Raw genomic sequence first — 16,359 nt, forward strand, 5'->3', positions numbered from 1 at the left:
CCGCACAGGCCGTGACGGAGTGTGAGGGCCCCATCCGGCCCGGGGAGACGGCCGCAGGATCTGTCGCCGAGGAGACCGCATGTCCGCCACGACCGCCACGACCGCGCTGAGCCGGTCCGAGACCGCCGCGTTCCTCGACCGGCTGGGCGGCGTGGCCGCCGGGCCGCCGAGCGTGGCGGCGCTGCACCGGCTGCACGGCGCGTTCTTGGAGCACGTGCCGTACGAGACGCTCGACATCCAGCTCGGCCGCCGCACCGGCATCGATCCCCTCGTCTCCGTCGACCGCATCGTGCGGCTGCGCCGGGGCGGTTACTGCTTCCAGCTCAACGGCGCGTTCGCCGTGCTGCTGCGCTCGCTCGGCTACCGGGTCACCCTGCACCAGGGCGGTGTGCACCGCCCGCCCAAGGGCCGGCCCGCCATCGACGGCAGCCACCTGACGCTGACCGTCGACTCCCTGCCCGACGACCCCGGGGGGCGCTGGCTGGTCGACGTCGGTCTCGGCGACGGCTTCTACGCCCCGCTGCCGCTGCGGCGGGGCCGCTTCGTCCAGGGCGGCATCCTCCAGGCCCGGTTCCGCTTCGAACTGGACGCCTCCGAGGTACGGGCCGGGGCCTGGCAGCTGCGCCACCCGGACGGCAGCGGTTTCACCGGCATGGACTTCGATCCCGCCCCGGCCTCCATGGCGGACTTCGAGCGGCGCCACGCGTACTTCAGCACCTCCTCCGACACCCACTTCCGCCAGCTGTGCACCGTGATGCGGCGCCACGCGGCGGGCTCCGACGTACTGCGCGCCCTGACCCTCACCCGCCAGGCCCGGACCACCGTGCGCCAGACCCTGGAGCGGCGCGAGGACTGGTTCGCCGCCCTCGACGAGGTCTTCGGCCTGCCGCTGGGGGACCTGTCGAAGGCCGAACGGGACCTGTTGTGGCGCCGTGTGGTGCGCCAGCACGAGGCCTTCCTGGTACGGCAATCCAGGAGATGCAGCGCGTAATCGGCCTGTGTGACCGTTCCGGAAGACCCGGGCGTGCGCCCGCACGGGCAGCCGCGGTCAAACGGACTGATTGGACAACACCATGGTCTCCACATCGATTCAGGAGGGCTTCGCCGCCCAGGCACGCCGTACGCCCGACGCGGTCGCGGTGTCGTCGGACGAGGTCGCCCTGACCTACCGGGAGCTGGACGAGCGGGCGAACCGGCTCGCGCACCGCCTGCTGCGGTCGGGCGTGGGCCCCCAGGACCCGGTCGCCGTGCTGATGGAGCGCTCGCCCGACACGGTGGTGGCGATCCTCGCCGCGCTCAAGGCCGGAGCCTTCTACCTGCCGCTCCACAGCGCCTATCCGCTGGAGCGGATGCAGCAGATCATGGACCGCGCCTCCTCCCCCGTACTGCTGACCGACCGGGTGATGAGCGGGCGCGGCCTGCCGCGCACCAGCAGGGTCATCGTCCCCGCGACCGACGCCGCCACGGGCTCGATGCCCTCCTCGGCCCCGGCCCCGGACCCCGCAGCCGGCCCGGACAGCCTGGCGTACGTCATCCACACCTCGGGGTCGACCGGCGAGCCCAAGGGCGTCGCGGTCACGCACCGCGGCGTGCTCGGCCTGGTCGCGGACTCCTGCTGGGACGGCGAGGGCCACCGGCGGGTCCTCTCGCTCGCCCCTTACGCCTTCGGCGTGTCCACGTACGAGCTGTGGGTGCCGCTGCTGCGCGGCGGGCACATCGTCCTGGCGCCCCCCGGCGACCTCGACGTGCGCACCGTACGCGGGCTCATCGCGCGCGAGCGCGTCACCGCGCTGCACGTGACCGCGGGCCTGTTCCGGCTGTTCGCGCAGGAGGCCCCGGAAAGCTTCGCCACCGTGCGCGAGGTGCTCACCGGCGGCGACGTGATCGCCCCGACGGCCGTGCGGCGCGTCCTGGACGCCTGCCCCGGCGTCGTCGTGCGGGCGATGTACGGATCCACCGAGGTGTCCTCGTTCGCCGCGTACGCCGAGATCACCGCGCCGTACGAGCCGACGGCGGCGATTCCCGTCGGCCGTCCGATGGACACGATCGACGCGCGGCTGCTCGACGAGCGGCTGCGTCCCGTGGCGGACGGCGAGGTCGGCGAGCTGTACATCGCGGGCGAGCGGCTGGCCCGCGGGTACCACGACCGGCCCGAGCTCACCGCCGAGCGCTTCGTCGCCGACCCGTACGGAGCCCCGGGCACGCGGATGTACCGCACCGGAGACCTCATGCGCCGCGGCCCGCAGGGGCTCCTGGAGTTCGCCGGCCGCGCCGGTGACCAGGTGAAGATCCGCGGCTACCGCGTCGAGCCTGGCGAGGTGGAGCACGTGCTGGCCCGGCAGCCGGGCGTGGTGCACGCCGCCGTGGTCGCCGTGCGGCAGGAGGGGGACGGGGCCGGCGAGAAGCGCCTCGTCGCCTACGTCGTGCCCGCCGTCCCCGGCCTCGACCTGACGAGGCTCAAGGCGGAGGCCGCGGGGCTGCTGCCCGACTACATGGTGCCCACCGCGTTCGTCGAACTCGACGCCCTGCCCCTGACGGCCAACGGGAAGCTGGACCGCGCGGCGCTGCCCGCGGTCGCCCCGCAGCGTGCCGCGGCGCCCGCCCCGGCGCGCGACGAACGCCAGGTCCTCCTGTGCGCGATGTTCTCCCGGGCCCTGGGCATCCCGGCGGTGGGCGTCGACGACAGCTTCTTCGACCTGGGCGGCGAGTCGCTCCAGGCCATGCGCCTCGTCAGCCGCATCGAGTCCGAACTGGGCGTCGAGACGACGGTCGGCGACGTGCTCAACCACCCGACGGTCGCCGAACTCGACCGCCACCTGCGGGAACTGGAACTGACGGCACCGAAGGAACTGACGGAGGCAAGGCGATGACGAACCCGTTCGACAGCGACGGCGCGGACCCCGCGCGCAAGGCGTTCCTCGTGCTCGTCAACACGATCGGCCAGCACTCGCTGTGGCCGGCCCACCTGGAGACGCCCGCCGGCTGGCCCGTCGCGCTCGGTCCGGCCCGGCGCGCGGAGTGCATGGACTTCATCAGCCGCCGCCCGAGCCCGCACCGCCTCACCACCGCGCTGCCCGCCGCCGCCTGAACCTCACGGCACGAACCCGCACGGCACGAACCTCACGGCACGAACCCTGCGGCCCGGACCCCGGGGCCGCCCCAGAAAGGACTGGTCACTTTGAGCATCACCGCCGCACCGCCGGAGGCGAACGGCCGAGCCCAGCGCATCCCGCTCGCGTACAACCAGGAGTTCCTCCGCGCGTTCGACAAGGGCGAGACCGACGGTGCCTTCGGCCACCGCCACACCCTGGTGTGCGGCTGGCGGGTCTCCGGGGAGATCGACACGGCCGTCCTCCAGCGGGCGCTCGACGCGGTCGTGGCCCGCCACGAGGTGCTGCGCACCGAGATCCTCGGCGACGAGGAGGGCGGCCACCAGGTCGTGCACCCGGCGACGGCCGTGACGCTGGAGGTGTCCGAGCTGGCCTCCGCCCCCGGGCAGGCGCGCGACGCGCTGGCCGAGGAGTTCCTGAACACGGTGGACGCGGCCCCGTACCCCGTGCGGGAGCTGCCGCACCTGCGCGGCCACCTGGGCCGTTTCGACGCCACCGACGCCGTGCTGGTGCTGGCGACGCACCACACGTCCACCGATGCCTGGTCGCTCCAGGTCATCATGCGCGACCTGGTCGAGGCGTACGAGGCCGGGCTCGGCGGGGCGCCCGCCGACGCCGCCGCGGCGCCGCAGTACCAGGAGTTCGCCCGCTGGCAGCACGAGAGCGCCGGCAGCAGCCGGATGGACCAGAACCGCGCCTACTGGCGCGAGCGGCTCGCCGGCGCCGAGATCACCGGCATCACCTCCGACCGGCCGCGCGAGGACAGCCTGGCGAGCGCGTACGGCGTGCACCGCTTCGTCTTCGAGGCGGAGCTGTCCAAGGCGGTCGTGGAGCGCGCGCGGGTCACCCGCAGCACCCCGTTCATGGTGATGGCCGCCGCGTACTCCGCGCTGCTGCGCGAGCGCACCGGCACCACGGACGTGGTCTTCCCGACCTTCTCCTCCGGCCGCTACGAGGAGCGGTTCATGGACGCGGTCGGCCCGTTCTTCAACTTCGTGCCGATCCGCATCGACACCACCGGATCGGCCACCCTGGGCGACGTGCTCGACCAGGCCCGGGCCGCGTGCATCGGCGCCTACCAGCACGAGATCCCCTTCGCGCGGATCGCCGAGGACAGCCCGGCGCTGCTCGCGCCGTTCGCGAACGGTTTCCTCGCGGTCGTCGCCTTCGAGGTGCTCCAGTCGCCGTTCCCGCTGGACGGGGACGCGGCGGGCGGCCTGGTGTTCACCGAGATCCGCCGCCGCACCCGGTCCCAGCGGCTCAGTTCGGCCATCCCGGACGGCGGCCTGTGGGCCATGGACATCCTGCCGACCGGTGAGCTCGCGGGCAGCCTCAAGTTCGACCACAACCGCTTCGACGAGGCGACGGCGATCGAGCTGGTCGCCGGCTTCCGCCGGCTGCTGACGGCTCTGGCCGACGCCCCGCAGACCCCGCTGACGCACGCCTGATCCGCCGGCCCGGTGCCGCTCCCATCGACGCAAGAGGACCGTCCACGATGACAACGACCCTGCCGGAGACCTTCACCGGTCCCGTGGCCCCGCCGGAGCCGGACCTGACCCCCGACGAGATCGTCGCCCGCGCCGAGGAGCTGGCGTCGACCCTGGTCGAGCGCCAGGCGGAGACCGAGCGGCGCGGCTACTACGCCGAGGACACCCACGAGGCGTTCTCCCGCGCCGGTTTCTACCGCATCCTCGTCCCCCGCCAGTACGGCGGCTACGAGTTCGGCCCCGCGACCTTCCTGAAGGTCGCGACGGCGCTGGCCCGCGGCTGCCCGTCCACGGGCTGGATGTACCTGTTCGGCGCGGCCCACGCGCTGGTCGTCGGCACCCTGTTCGACGAACGGACCCAGGCCGAGCTGTTCGCCGGCGGCGACTTCATCTGCCCGGCGACGGTCGCCCCGGCCGGCACGGCGACGCGCACCGGCGACGGCTGGCTGCTGGACGGCACCTGGAACTACTGCTCGGGCGCCCCCTACGCCACCCACTTCATCGGCCACAGCCTGGTCTTCTCGGACCCGGACCAGCCGCCGGCGCCGCTGCTGTTCATCGCGCCGCGCGAGAAGTTCGAGCGCCTGGAGGACTGGGGCGACCAGCTCGGGCTCAAGGGCAGCGGCTCGCACAGCATCCGGATCGAGCAGGCCCGGATCCCGGCCCACCACGCGCTGATCGGGCACCTGAGCCAGATCCCGGTCACCGAGGAGACCCCGGGCCGGCTCCTGCACGGCCCCGAGTACGGAGGCGGTCCGCTCAGCTTCATGCTGCTCGAACTGGGCGCGCTGGCCGTCGGCATCGCCAAGGGCGGCCTCGACGCCTACGAGGAGCTGATGCGCTCCCGTACGACGGCGTTCTTCCCGATCGTGGCGCGCACCGAGGACCCGGACTTCCAGTTCCGCTTCGGTGAGGCCACCGGTCTGATCGCGGCCGCCGAGGCGGCCATGAACGACGCCGTGCGCCAGTGGCAGGAGCTCTGTCTGAAGGAGGCCGCCGCCTTCACCCGCGAGGAGGAGCTGCGGCTGGCCACCATCAGCCGCGAGGCGGTCCGGCTGTGCTGGCGGGCCGTCGAGGGGCAGCTCTTCCCGACGGCCGGCTCCAGCTCCGTCCGGGCGGGCCACCGCATCGAGCGGGTCTGGCGCGACCTGTCGACCCTGCACAGCCACGCCGGCAACGGCATCTTCCTGGCCACCCACGCCAACCGCGAACTGGCCCGTGCCCACTTCGGCACCGGTCAGTGATCCGCGGCAGGTGACTTCGCGGCCCGTGCGGGCCGTCCTCCTTCGACCTCACTCAGACAGATCGGGATAGTTCCATGGAGCAAGGCTGCCCCTTCGCGCTCGACACCACCGGGCGCGACATCCACGGCGAAGCAGCGGTACTGCGTGCTCAGGGTCCCGCGACCCAGGTGAAGCTGCCCGGCGGGGTCCTCGCCTGGTCGCTCAACGGGCATGACGTGATCAAGAAGGTGCTCGGAGACCCGCGGGTGACCAAGAGCGCCCGCAACCACTGGCCCGCCTTCATGAGCGGCGAGGTCCCGCCGGACTGGGAGCTCATCAGCTGGGTGGCCATGGACAACATGGTCACGGCGTACGGGAAGAACCACGTGCGGCTGCGCAAGCTGACCGGCAAGGCGTTCAGCCCGCGCCGCACCGAGGCCTTCCGCCCGCGCGTGGAGGAGCTCACCGACCAGCTCCTGGACGCGCTGGAGCAGAGCGCACCGGGCGAGGTCGTCGACCTGCGCGAGCGGTTCGCGTACCCGCTGCCGGCCCGTCTGGTCGCCGACCTGATCGGTATGCCGGAGGAGGCCCGCGCCAAGACCGCCAAGGTCATCGACGCGATGGTGGACACCACCATCACGCCCGAGCAGGCCCAGGCCGTGCTGGCCGGCTGGCGCGGCGCGATGGCCGACCTCATCGCCGACAAGCGGCGCGAGCCGGGCGAGGACATCACCAGCGACCTGGTCGCGGCCCGCGACGAGGACGGCTCGCGGCTGTCCGAGGACGAGCTCACCGACACGATCTTCGCGATCCTCGGCGCCGGTTCCGAGACCACCATCAACTTCTTCGACAACGCCATCACGGCGCTGCTGTCGGACCCGGCGCAGCTGGAGCTGGTCCGATCGGGCCAGGCCGACTGGGACGACGTCATCGACGAGACCCTGCGCGTGGAGTCGCCGCTGGCGCACCTGCCGCTGCGCTACGCCGCCGAGGAGATCGAGCTCGACGGGGTGACCATCCCCAAGGGTGACCCGATCCTCGTCAACTACAGCGCCGTGGGCCGCGACCCGCAGCTGCACCCGGATCGCCCGGACGCCTTCGACCTGGCCCGCGCCGACAAGGAGCACCTGTCGTTCGGTTTCGGACCGCACTACTGCCTCGGTGTCGGTGTCGCCCGCCTGGTGGCGAGGACCGGCCTGTCGCGGCTGTTCGAGCGCTTCCCGGACCTGTCGCTGGCCGTCACGAAGGACGAGCTGGAGCCGCTGCCGACCTTCATCATGAACGGCCACCGCAGCCTGCCGGTCCGGCTGACCGTGCCGGCGCTGGCCTCCGTCGCCGGCTGAGCCGGCCACGCCCGTACGTCCGGCCACGTGCGGCCGAAGGGCCGTCCCGCGTCCGCGGGGCGGCCCTTCGCGCTGTCCGCCGTACGGGGGGGGCCGCACGCGTCACGGCCCGGAACGCGCAGAGCCCGCCGCACCTGGGGGGGGGTGTACGGCGGGCTCGTCCCGGGAGGGGGTCCTAGGCCGCGAGGGCCTCGGTCTGCCGGGACCCTCGTTCGACGCGTTCGAGCATGTCCGGGCTCATGAGCGCCGCAGGCGACTCGACCAGCCCGGCCACGCGCATGAAGGTGGCCGTGATCTCCCCGTCGACGACGGCGGCCGCGTGCAGCCGGGCCATGTAGGCACCGCCCTGCTCCCACTCGGGGGTGCGCTCGCCCTCGACCTCGGGGTAGCCGAGGTCGGCGCCCGCGGAGAACTGCCACGGGAACTCGATGACGTTGGAGATGTCCCCGAGGAAGGCCAGCGGGTCGACGCTCTCCTTGGCCAGGTGGTCGCGCAGCACCAGGGCCTCCAGCGCGGCGACGGTCATGCCCTGTCCGTAGACGGGGTTGAAGCTGCACGCCGCGTCGCCGACCACGAGGTAGCGGGCCGGGAAGCGCTCCAGCCGGTCGTAGCGGCGCCGGACGCTGGCCGGGTAGCGGAACACGGCGCCGTCGTCGACGGGCTCGGCGTCCTTGAGGACGTCGTGGATGTCGGAGACCGGCAGGCTGCGGGTCCACTCCAGGTAGCCGTCGAGGTCGGCGGGCGCGCTGTCGCCAAGGACGCCGGTCAGGGAGACCGCGACCAGGCCGTCCTCGATGCGCGAGAGGAAGGCGCCGCGGCGGTGGCTCGGCGAGGAGACCGGGTTGATCGACAGGTCGCCGCGCAGGACCGAGTCGTCGCGCAGCCGGAACTTGCGGGTGGTGTAGGTCAGGTCGACCTTGATGCGCTCCTCGGAGGGGCGCTCGTAGCCGAACTCCTCCAGCCACACCGGGGTCCGCGAGCCGCGGCCGGTGGCGTCGACGACGAGGTCGGCGTCGATCGCGCGGGCCTCGCCGTCCGTGCCGTGGGCCTGGATCCGCACACCGGTGACGGTGTCGTGCCCGGCGTCCGTGATCAGGCCGATGATGTCGTGGCCCTCGACGAGCGTCACGTTGGCCAGCTCCGACACCCGCTCGCGCACCCGGCCCTCCAGGACGGGGCGGGTGGCCGACACGCAGATCAGCCCGGTGGTGCCGGGGCTCAGCCGGCGGCCGTTGAAGAACCAGCGCAGCTCGCCGAGGTCACCGGTGGGGATCCCGGCGTCGATCGCGCCCTGGGTGAAGCCGGGGAACAGCTCCTCCAGGATCTGCTGGCCGCGGGCGAGCAGCCCGTGGACGTGGCGGCCCTGGCCGACCCCCTTGCGGGCGGTGGTCGAGCCCGACACCGTGTCGCGCTCGATGATCAGTACCTCGTCGTAGGCATCGGCCAGGACACGGGCGGCCAGGAGGCCGGACATGCTGCCGCCGAGCACGACCGCGCGGGCGCCCTGAGTGCGGGTCATCGCGTTCATTCCTCTCGAAACGTCGTGGGCCGCGGATCAGGCGGCGTGGCGCGGGCTGTTCTGGTAGGCGGCGAGGAACCAGCGGCCCTGCTGCTTCACGACGACCCAGGAGGCGTGCACGGCGCGCTCGGGGGCGGGCTCGGTCTCGCCCGGGGCGAGGACGCCGCCGCGGGTGATCAGGACGCCGGACTCCGCGTTGGCGAAGCGGATGTCGATCGGGGTGCCGGTGACGCGGGTGCCCTTGTACGGGCCGGCGAAGGCCGCGGACATGAAGGCGCGGACGGCGTCGCGGCCCTTCTGGAAGTTGCCGGGAAGGATCATCGTGCCGTCGGGGGTGAAGACGTCGGCGAAGGCGTCGGCGTCGTGCGCCGCCCAGGCCTCGACGATGCGCTGCGGCAGGGCGGCGACGGCGGCCTTGTCCTCGTCGGAGATCTCTACGGCGGGGGCGGTGGTCTGCGTGGTCATGTCTGCTCCGTGGAAGGTGGGTCGGGGGGTGGGGCGGGAGGTGTGGCGGGGCGGGCCGGGCTCAGATGTAGAGCGTGTTGGGTTCGAGCCCGCACAGCACCCGGCCGTACAGCTCGGTGTTGGTGTTCGGGTTCATCAGGGCGTGCAGGCTGACCGCCTGGATGTCGCGGGTGATCCGCTGGATCGGCACGTCGCGGTAGATCGAGGAGCCGCCGGAGGCGGAGGCGAAGATGTCGACGGCCTTCTTGGCCAGCCGCACGACGGCGCCCATGTCGGCGCGGGCGCGGGCGCGCTCCTCCAGGGTCCACTCGGCGCCGGACTCGCCCTTGGAGTCGACGAGGTCGGCCAGGCGGTACGCATGGAACTCGGCCTGGTCGGTCGTCAGGACCGCCTCGGCCACCTGGTGGTGGGTCAGCGGGGCCTCGGCCTGGGTCTCGTACGCCGTGTACGTGAGGGTGCGGCCGGGCAGCCGGTCGAAGAAGGTGTCGCGCGCGGCGCGGGCCAGGCCGAGCACGGTGCCGACCGACGAGGCGGAGGCGACCGGGAGCAGCGGGGCGCGGTAGATCGCGGAGGCGGCGTTGAGCTCGGAGGCGTACTGGCCCATGAGGATGGCGGGGAGCGGGATGACCCGCTCGTGCGGGATGAACACGTCCTGGGCGACCGTGCTGACGCTGCCGGTGCCGCGCAGGCCGGAGGTGTCCCAGTCGTCGACGATCTGGAGCTGCTCCATCGGGACGAGCGCCATGACCGGGAGGTGCTGGCCGTCCGGGGTCGGCAGGACGGCGATGATCTCCTGCCAGTGGGCGTGGCGGGCACCGCTGACGAAGCCCCACTTGCCGCTGACGGTGATGCCGCCGTCGGCGGGCGCAGCGAGCGCGGAGGGGCTCAGCGTGCCGCAGATGCGCACGTCGGGGGTGGCGAAGACCTCGTCCTGGACGGAGTCGGGGAAGAGACAGGCCATGAAGGTCGGGATCCAGTACACCGACGCGGTCCAGGCGGCGGCGCCGTCACCGCGGCCGAGCTCGGCGGCGACCTCGACGAGGGTGCGGGTGTCGGCCTCGTAGCCGCCGTACCGCTTGGGCACGCGCAGCTTGAAGATGCCGGCCTCGGCGAGCGCCTCGATGGTCTCGTCCTGGAGACGCCCCTCCTCCTCGGCCTGCGCGGCGTTCTTCCGCAGCAGCGGCACGAGGTCGGCCGCGCGCCGTACCAGCTGCGCACGCGTGGGAATCTCGGCGGTGAGCATCGTAAGTCCTCCCGGGGACGTAACAGTCGTAGGGCCAGGCCGTTCTGAGCCGACCTCACACCGCTCGGGGCCGCCTGAGCACCTTCCGGATTGCGAAGTAGCGGCCACGCTGCGACCTGGGCAGGTCCGGGCCGGTGCGGGCGCCGCTATCGCACACGGGAAGAAGCCCCGGGCGGGGGCCGGCTGACACGATGGTGTTCATGACCTCCAAGGACGATGCCGCCTCGGCGGGCGGGCCGCAGGCGCCGCAGACGAGGCCTCTGACGGGCGACGAGTACGTGGAGAGCCTGCGGGACGACCGCGAGGTCTTCCTCTACGGCGAGCGCGTCAAGGACGTCACCACGCACCCGGCGTTCGCCAACCCGGTGCGGATGACGGCCCGCCTGTACGACGCGCTCCACGACCCGGCCCACCAGGACGTACTGACCACGCGGACGGACTCCGGGAACGGCTACACCCACCGCTTCTTCACCACTCCGCGCAGCGTCGAGGACCTGGTCGCCGACCAGCAGGCCATCGCGCGCTGGTCGCGGATGAGCTACGGCTGGATGGGCCGCAGTCCCGACTACAAGGCGGCGTTCCTCGGCACGCTGGGCGCCAACGCCGAGTTCTACGAGCCGTTCGCCGACAACGCGCGCCGGTGGTACCGGGAGACGCAGGAGAAGGTCCTCTACTGGAACCACGCGATCGTGCACCCGCCGGTGGACCGCTCGCTGCCGCCGGACCAGGTGTCCGACGTCTTCGTCCACGTCGAGAAGGAGACGGACGCGGGCCTGGTGGTCAGCGGTGCCAAGGTCGTGGCGACGGGTTCGGCGCTGACCCACCACAACTTCATCGCGCACTACGGGCTGCCGGTGAAGAAGAAGGAGTTCGCGCTGGTCGCCACCGTGCCGACCGGCGCGAAGGGCGTGAAGCTGATCTGCCGCCCGTCGTACAGCGCGATGTCCGCGGTGATGGGCAGCCCCTTCGACTACCCGCTGTCCTCCCGGCTCGACGAGAACGACACCATCCTCGTCATGGACAAGGTCCTCATCCCCTGGGAGAACGTCTTCATCTACGGCGACATGGCCAAGATCCAGATGTTCTCGGGGCAGTCCGGGTTCATGGAGCGCTTCACCTTCCACGGCATGACGCGGCTGGCGGTGAAGCTGGAGTTCATAGCGGGCCTGCTGGCCAAGGCGCTGGAGATCACCGGGACCTCCGACTTCCGCGGGGTGCAGACCCGGCTGGGCGAGGTACTGGCGTGGCGCAACCTCTTCTGGGGACTGTCCGACGCGGCCGCCCGCAACCCGAAGAAGTGGCGGGGCGGCGCGGTGCTGCCGAACGCCGACTACGGGATGGCGTACCGGTGGTTCATGCAGGTCGGCTACCCGCGGATCAAGGAGATCGTCCAGCAGGACGTGGCCAGCGGGCTGATCTACCTCAACTCCAGCGCCGAGGACTTCAAGAACCCCGAGATCAGGCCCTACCTCGACAAGTACGTGCGCGGTTCGGGCGGTGTCGACGCCGTCGAGCGGGTGAAGGTCCTCAAGCTGCTGTGGGACGCGGTCGGCACCGAGTTCGGCGGCCGCCACGAGCTCTACGAGCGCAACTACTCGGGCAACCACGAGGCCACCAGGGCCGAGCTGCTGTTCGCCCAGACGGCGTCGGGCCAGCTCGACGGCTACAAGGCGTTCGTGGACGAGTGCCTGTCGGAGTACGACCTCGACGGCTGGACCGTCCCCGACCTCAACTCGTTCGAGGGTCTGCGGGACGCCCGCCAGGGCCTGCTCGGCGGCTGAGGCCCGGGCCCGGCCGACGGGCCGGCAGCCCGGACCGGGCCGGCCCGGTCAGCCCGCGCTGTGCGGGGCGATCAGGTCGGCCAGGTAGGGCGCCACCACGCCGGAGACCACCTTGCAGTCGAGCAGCAGCGTGCCGGGGCTGCCCCGGTCCCGCCAGCTCCGCACGGCGTCGAGGTCGTCGACGGTGCGCACGGTGGCGGCGGCGGCTCCGAGCGCCCGTGCCACGCCGGCGAAGTCGGTGTCGGCGAAGGTCATGGTGGCCGAGTCGGCGCCCTGGGGCGCGTACATGTGCTCCTCGAAGCCGTAGGCGGCGTCGTCGTAGACCACGACGAGCGCCGGACGGCCCGAGCGGATCAGGGTGTCGAGTTCGGACAGGCCCATCAGGGCGCCGCCGTCCCCCACCGCCGCCACCACGGTGCGGTCGGGCCGGCCGACGGCTGCGCCGACGGCGCCCGCGAGGCCGAGGCCGATGCTCTGGAAGGCCGCGCCGGTGAACACGAGCCCGGCCGGATCGGGGATCCGCCAGTACATCGCGGGCCAGCCGATGAAGTGCCCGCCGTCCAGGACCACGGTGCGCTGCGCCGGCAGCAGAGGGGCCAGTGCCGAGGTGAGGGTACGGGGGTCGATCCGGCCCCCGGCGCTCGCGTCCTCGTACGGCCGGGCCGCCCAGCCGGCGGGCAGCGCCCGCGCGGTGGCTCCGGTGCGCCACCCGGGCGGCGGCGGGGCGGGGGCGGCGAGCGCGTCGAGCAACTGGGCGGCCACCACGGCGGCGTCCCCGCGTACGTGTACGTCGACGCGTTCGGCGGTCGGTCCGGCCGTGAGGTCGACCTGGACGACCGTGGCGGCGGGGTCGAGGATGCGGCCGCCGTGCAGGGTGAAGGTGTCCAGGCGGGCGCCGAAGGCGACGATCACGTCGGCCTCGCCCGCCAGGGCGGCCGCCGCCGGGTCGGCGAAGCCTCCGCACACGCCCAGCGACCAGGGGCTGTCGTGGAAGAGGCCGCTGGCCATGACGGTGGTCGTGTACAGCGCGCCGATGCGGTCGCCGAGTTCCAGCAGGATCTTGCCGGCGCCCGAGCGCCAGGCCCCGAGGCCGGCGAGGAGGAGCGGTCGGCGGGCCCCGGCCAGGGCGGCGACGGCCCGGGCGAGGTCGTGGGGCGGGGCGGCGCCGGCCGGTCCGGCCGCGGCGGAGTACGCCGGGGCGACCGGATCCGCCGCCGGGTCCGGCGCGGTGTCCAGCGCCGTGCCCGTCCGCGCAGCCGTCTCCGACTCGTCGGCGGGCACCACGGCGCCCGCCAGGTCCCCTGGGATGAACACCGCGACGGGGCACTGCCGCGCGCGGGCGGTCCGTACCGCCCCGGCGATCTCCCGCCGGGCGGTCGCCGGGTCGCTCAGGCGTACCACCGGCACGCCGAGCGACGCCGCGAAGGCGCTCTGGTCGATGTCGTGCGGGCGGGGTCCCGCGAGCGGCGCGTCACCGCACAGCAGGACCACGCCGCTGCGGTTCTTCACGGCTTCGGCGAGCGGTGTCGCGGTGTTGGCGAGGCCGGGGCCGTGGGTCGTGGTGCAGACGGCCACCTCTCCGGTCGCCCGGTAGTAGGCGTCGGCCATCGCCATGGCGCCGCCCTCGTGGCGCGCGGCGGTGTAGCGCACCCCGGACGCGGTCAGGGCCGCGGTCGCGAGGATGTTGCCGCCTCCCACCACGCCGAAGGCGTGCCTGATGCCGCAGGCGGCGAGGGCCCGTCCGACGGCCGAGGAGAGTGTCGTCATGGCTGGTGGCTCCCGAGGTCCGGCTAGGCGAGCTCGAAGATGACCTCTCCGACGGTCATCTCGATGCGGTTGGTGCGCACGAGCTCCCAGCCGCCCTCCTCGAAGACGGACTGCCAGTCCTCGATGGTGGGCAGGAAGGTGCCCATCAGGTCGTGGCCGAGCTCGAACCCGAGCGTGAAGACGGGGAGTTCGGTGTCGGGCAGGGAGGTGCGGGTGGCATCGCCGATCAGCAGGCGCCGGGCGGCGGGGAAGACCTCGCGCAGCCGGCGCAGGGTGGCGACGCAGTTCTCCCGGGGCCAGAAGTCGTGGCCCATCATGAAGCAGGTGAGCAGCTCGATGTCGTCGTACTCGGGCCGGCGCTCCAGCCGCAGGACGTCGCCCTGGAGGAACTCGGCACGCTCGGCGAACCCGGCCTCGGCCGCTTCCTTCACCGCCACGTCGATGGAGGGCTGGGCGATGTCGACGCCGATGCCCGTGGTTCCCGGGTAGCGGTCGAGGATCTGCATCAGCCGGGCGCCGCTGCCGCAGCCGAGGTCGGCGACGCGGGTGAACGGGAAGTCCACCCGGTCCAGCGCGGCCCGGAACGTCGGGGCGTAGGTGACCTGGTCGATCTCGCGGCAGGCGTAGGCGATGGCGGCGGGGTCGCGGCGGTAGTGGTCGCCCGTGCGGTTCTCGGTCCGCAGCACGGCGGGGATCTGCTGGAACAGCTCGGCGCTGCCCCGGCCCAGCCAGTGGAAGAAGGACTTGTCGCGGTACATCTCGTCGAAGCCGTCGAGCGGTGTGACGACGGTGTCCTGCCGCAGGACCAGCCCGACCGCCGACAGGGCGCGGAAGAGGCCGGTGGTCGACTGCACGTCGAGTCCGCCGCAGCGGGCGAAGTCAGCCGCGTCCAGCGTCCGGTTGCGGTGCAGTTCGTCCAGCGCGCCGATCTCCCACAGCGCGGCGATCGCCCACGCCGCGACGGCGGAGTTGTAGATCGACGCGATGCCACGCGCCTTGCTCTGTGCGATGTCAACAGTCACTGCTCAGCACCTCATCATCGGAACCGTTCACGAGTTCTGTCACCCTCGCCTCCATGCTTGGAGGGGGCCGGGAACAGGGCATCTCTGACGTTGCTCTGTCCCCCCGGCGACGCTCCCGCGTCGCCCCTCGCGGCGCCCCGGGGGGATGTCGGCGCGGGCGTCAGCCCGTGGTGACCGGCAGCCAGTCGTTGCCGCGAGCCAGCCAGCGCGGCCGGTAGGTGGGCGTGCCGCCGAGGGCCAGCCGGGGGAAGCGGGTCAGCACCCGCGGCAGCGCGATCTGCGCCTCCAGGCGGGCCAGCGGCGCCCCCACGCAGATGTGCACCCCGCCGGCGAAGCTCAGCGGCCGGATGTCGCGGCGGTCCGGGTCGAACAGCTCCGGCCGCTCGTAGCGGCGCGGGTCGCGGTTGCCCGCGGCGAGGATCACCAGCAGCTTGGTGCCGGCCGGTATCCGGTGGCCCAGCAGGTCGATGTCCTGAGTTGCCCAGCGCGTGGTGGCCTGCACCGGCGGTTCGACGCGCAGCGTCTCCTCCACGTAGCCGGCGGCGAGCTCCGGCTCCAGGCGCAGCCGGTCGGCGAGCACCGGGCGCCGCAGCGCCTGGAGCAGGCCGTGGCCCAGCAGGTGTGTGGTGGTGTCGAAGCCCGCCGACAACAGGAGCAGCAGGTTGCCGATCAGTTCGTGCGCGTTGAACCGGTCGGAGTCCTCCTCGTGGACCCGTACCAGCGTGCCGATCACGTCGTCGCCGGGGGTGCGGCGCCGCTCGGCGATGAGCGGGGCGAAGTATTCGGCGAGCTGGTCGGTGGCGGCGTTCGCGGGCTCCAGTTCCTTGGCGTCGCTGATGCCCTCCAAGGCGATCATGATGTCCGCGGCGATCTCCCGGAACCACACCTGGTCGCTCTCGGGGACGCCGAGCATGTGGCTGATCACCGCGACCGGGAGCCGGAAGGCGAACTCCGTCATGAAGTCGACGGGGGCGCCGGCGGCGCCCAGCCCGGCGAACCGCTCCAGGAGTTCGTCGGTCATCCGCTCCACCGTCGAGCGCAGCGCCGCGATCCGGGGCACGGTGAACGCCTCCGTCACCATGCGCCGCATGGGGATGTGGGCGGGCGGGTTGGTGTAGAGCATCGAGTTGGTGAAGTGGCGCAGCGAGGAGTGGTCGCGCCAGCCGGGGAAGGTCCGGTCGAAGGCCGCCGCGTCCTGGACCCGCATCCTGGGCTCGCGCAGCGCCTTGACGCATTCGTCGTAGCCGACGGCCGCCATCAGGCCGGGCCTGACCTCCACGACGTTGCCGTGGCTGCGGATCGCCTCGTAGAAGGGGTAGGGGTTCTGGCGTCCCTCGGGGGACACCATGGCCGCGAGCGCCGCGTCCGGCGTCATTTCGAGTACCGGCATGGGATACGG

13 protein-coding genes are annotated in these 16,359 nt (G+C 72.8%); 7 read left to right on the plus strand and 6 right to left on the minus strand.

The annotated features are described in order from the left end of the window. Window positions 1-79: 79 nt before the first annotated feature. From IE248_RS33615 to IE248_RS33640, 6 genes are all read left to right on the plus strand, one after another. The gene (locus tag IE248_RS33615; protein ID WP_047961327.1) at window positions 80-991 is read left to right on the plus strand and encodes an arylamine N-acetyltransferase family protein; all 912 of its coding nucleotides are present in this window, start codon (window positions 80-82) and stop codon (window positions 989-991) included. A gap of 82 nt (window positions 992-1,073) precedes the next feature. Next, complete coding sequence (locus IE248_RS33620) at window positions 1,074-2,870, plus strand: non-ribosomal peptide synthetase (RefSeq protein ID WP_073797134.1); 1,797 nt, start codon at window positions 1,074-1,076, stop codon at window positions 2,868-2,870. Then, on the plus strand, window positions 2,867-3,088 hold the full coding sequence (locus IE248_RS33625; RefSeq protein ID WP_008743161.1) for an MbtH family protein: 222 nt from the start codon (window positions 2,867-2,869) through the stop codon (window positions 3,086-3,088). Before IE248_RS33620 ends, IE248_RS33625 begins: the two co-directional genes overlap by 4 nt. A gap of 90 nt (window positions 3,089-3,178) precedes the next feature. Continuing rightward, entirely contained in the window at window positions 3,179-4,558 is a 1,380-nt protein-coding gene (locus IE248_RS33630) for a condensation domain-containing protein (RefSeq protein ID WP_073776232.1), read from the plus strand. Window positions 4,559-4,605: 47 nt separating this feature from the next. Then, on the plus strand, window positions 4,606-5,841 hold the full coding sequence (locus IE248_RS33635) for an acyl-CoA dehydrogenase family protein (protein ID WP_190032664.1): 1,236 nt from the start codon (window positions 4,606-4,608) through the stop codon (window positions 5,839-5,841). 74 nt (window positions 5,842-5,915) lie between these two features. Beyond that, window positions 5,916-7,163, plus strand: a complete 1,248-nt coding sequence (locus IE248_RS33640; RefSeq protein ID WP_190032665.1) for a cytochrome P450 family protein — start codon at window positions 5,916-5,918, stop codon at window positions 7,161-7,163. Between the two features lie 175 nt (window positions 7,164-7,338). On the opposite strand, the gene IE248_RS33645 is transcribed toward IE248_RS33640, so the two are convergent. The 3 genes from IE248_RS33645 to IE248_RS33655 form a co-directional block, all read right to left on the minus strand. Further along, window positions 7,339-8,682, minus strand: a complete 1,344-nt coding sequence (locus IE248_RS33645; protein ID WP_073776226.1) for an FAD-dependent oxidoreductase — start codon at window positions 8,680-8,682, stop codon at window positions 7,339-7,341. A 36-nt stretch (window positions 8,683-8,718) separates the two neighbouring features. Further along, window positions 8,719-9,147 carry an SgcJ/EcaC family oxidoreductase gene (locus IE248_RS33650; RefSeq protein WP_008743166.1) on the minus strand — a complete coding sequence of 143 codons (429 nt, stop codon included), beginning with the start codon at window positions 9,145-9,147 and terminating at the stop codon, window positions 8,719-8,721. Window positions 9,148-9,208: 61 nt separating this feature from the next. Further along, on the minus strand, window positions 9,209-10,390 hold the full coding sequence (locus IE248_RS33655) for an acyl-CoA dehydrogenase family protein (protein WP_008743167.1): 1,182 nt from the start codon (window positions 10,388-10,390) through the stop codon (window positions 9,209-9,211). A gap of 200 nt (window positions 10,391-10,590) precedes the next feature. Here IE248_RS33655 and IE248_RS33660 point away from each other — a divergent pair, with 200 nt between their 5' ends. Then, on the plus strand, window positions 10,591-12,171 hold the full coding sequence (locus IE248_RS33660) for a 4-hydroxyphenylacetate 3-hydroxylase family protein (protein WP_008743168.1): 1,581 nt from the start codon (window positions 10,591-10,593) through the stop codon (window positions 12,169-12,171). Window positions 12,172-12,219: 48 nt separating this feature from the next. On the opposite strand, the gene IE248_RS33665 is transcribed toward IE248_RS33660, so the two are convergent. From IE248_RS33665 to IE248_RS33675, 3 genes are all read right to left on the minus strand, one after another. Next, on the minus strand, window positions 12,220-13,938 hold the full coding sequence (locus IE248_RS33665) for a thiamine pyrophosphate-binding protein (RefSeq protein WP_190032666.1): 1,719 nt from the start codon (window positions 13,936-13,938) through the stop codon (window positions 12,220-12,222). A gap of 23 nt (window positions 13,939-13,961) precedes the next feature. Then, on the minus strand, window positions 13,962-14,960 hold the full coding sequence (locus tag IE248_RS33670) for a class I SAM-dependent methyltransferase (protein WP_190032667.1): 999 nt from the start codon (window positions 14,958-14,960) through the stop codon (window positions 13,962-13,964). Window positions 14,961-15,120: 160 nt separating this feature from the next. Beyond that, window positions 15,121-16,350, minus strand: a complete 1,230-nt coding sequence (locus IE248_RS33675; protein WP_079196131.1) for a cytochrome P450 — start codon at window positions 16,348-16,350, stop codon at window positions 15,121-15,123. Window positions 16,351-16,359: the final 9 nt, after the last annotated feature.

This window comes from Streptomyces goshikiensis, from assembly GCF_014650555.1.
GTDB classification, from domain to species: Bacteria; Actinomycetota; Actinomycetes; order Streptomycetales; family Streptomycetaceae; genus Streptomyces; species Streptomyces goshikiensis.

What these genes read in the sequence shown, in the direction of transcription:
- IE248_RS33635 (WP_190032664.1), top strand. Translation starts at nt 4,606, where the DNA reads ATGACAACGACCCTGCCGGAGACCTTCACCGGTCCCGTGGCCCCGCCG.
- IE248_RS33660 (WP_008743168.1), top strand. Translation starts at nt 10,591, where the DNA reads ATGACCTCCAAGGACGATGCCGCCTCGGCGGGCGGGCCGCAGGCGCCG.
- IE248_RS33615 (WP_047961327.1), top strand. Translation starts at nt 80, where the DNA reads ATGTCCGCCACGACCGCCACGACCGCGCTGAGCCGGTCCGAGACCGCC.
- IE248_RS33645 (WP_073776226.1), bottom strand. Translation starts at nt 8,682, where the DNA reads ATGACCCGCACTCAGGGCGCCCGCGCGGTCGTGCTCGGCGGCAGCATG.
- IE248_RS33655 (WP_008743167.1), bottom strand. Translation starts at nt 10,390, where the DNA reads ATGCTCACCGCCGAGATTCCCACGCGTGCGCAGCTGGTACGGCGCGCG.
- IE248_RS33665 (WP_190032666.1), bottom strand. Translation starts at nt 13,938, where the DNA reads ATGACGACACTCTCCTCGGCCGTCGGACGGGCCCTCGCCGCCTGCGGC.
- IE248_RS33625 (WP_008743161.1), top strand. Translation starts at nt 2,867, where the DNA reads ATGACGAACCCGTTCGACAGCGACGGCGCGGACCCCGCGCGCAAGGCG.
- IE248_RS33650 (WP_008743166.1), bottom strand. Translation starts at nt 9,147, where the DNA reads ATGACCACGCAGACCACCGCCCCCGCCGTAGAGATCTCCGACGAGGAC.
- IE248_RS33640 (WP_190032665.1), top strand. Translation starts at nt 5,916, where the DNA reads ATGGAGCAAGGCTGCCCCTTCGCGCTCGACACCACCGGGCGCGACATC.
- IE248_RS33675 (WP_079196131.1), bottom strand. Translation starts at nt 16,350, where the DNA reads ATGCCGGTACTCGAAATGACGCCGGACGCGGCGCTCGCGGCCATGGTG.
- IE248_RS33620 (WP_073797134.1), top strand. Translation starts at nt 1,074, where the DNA reads ATGGTCTCCACATCGATTCAGGAGGGCTTCGCCGCCCAGGCACGCCGT.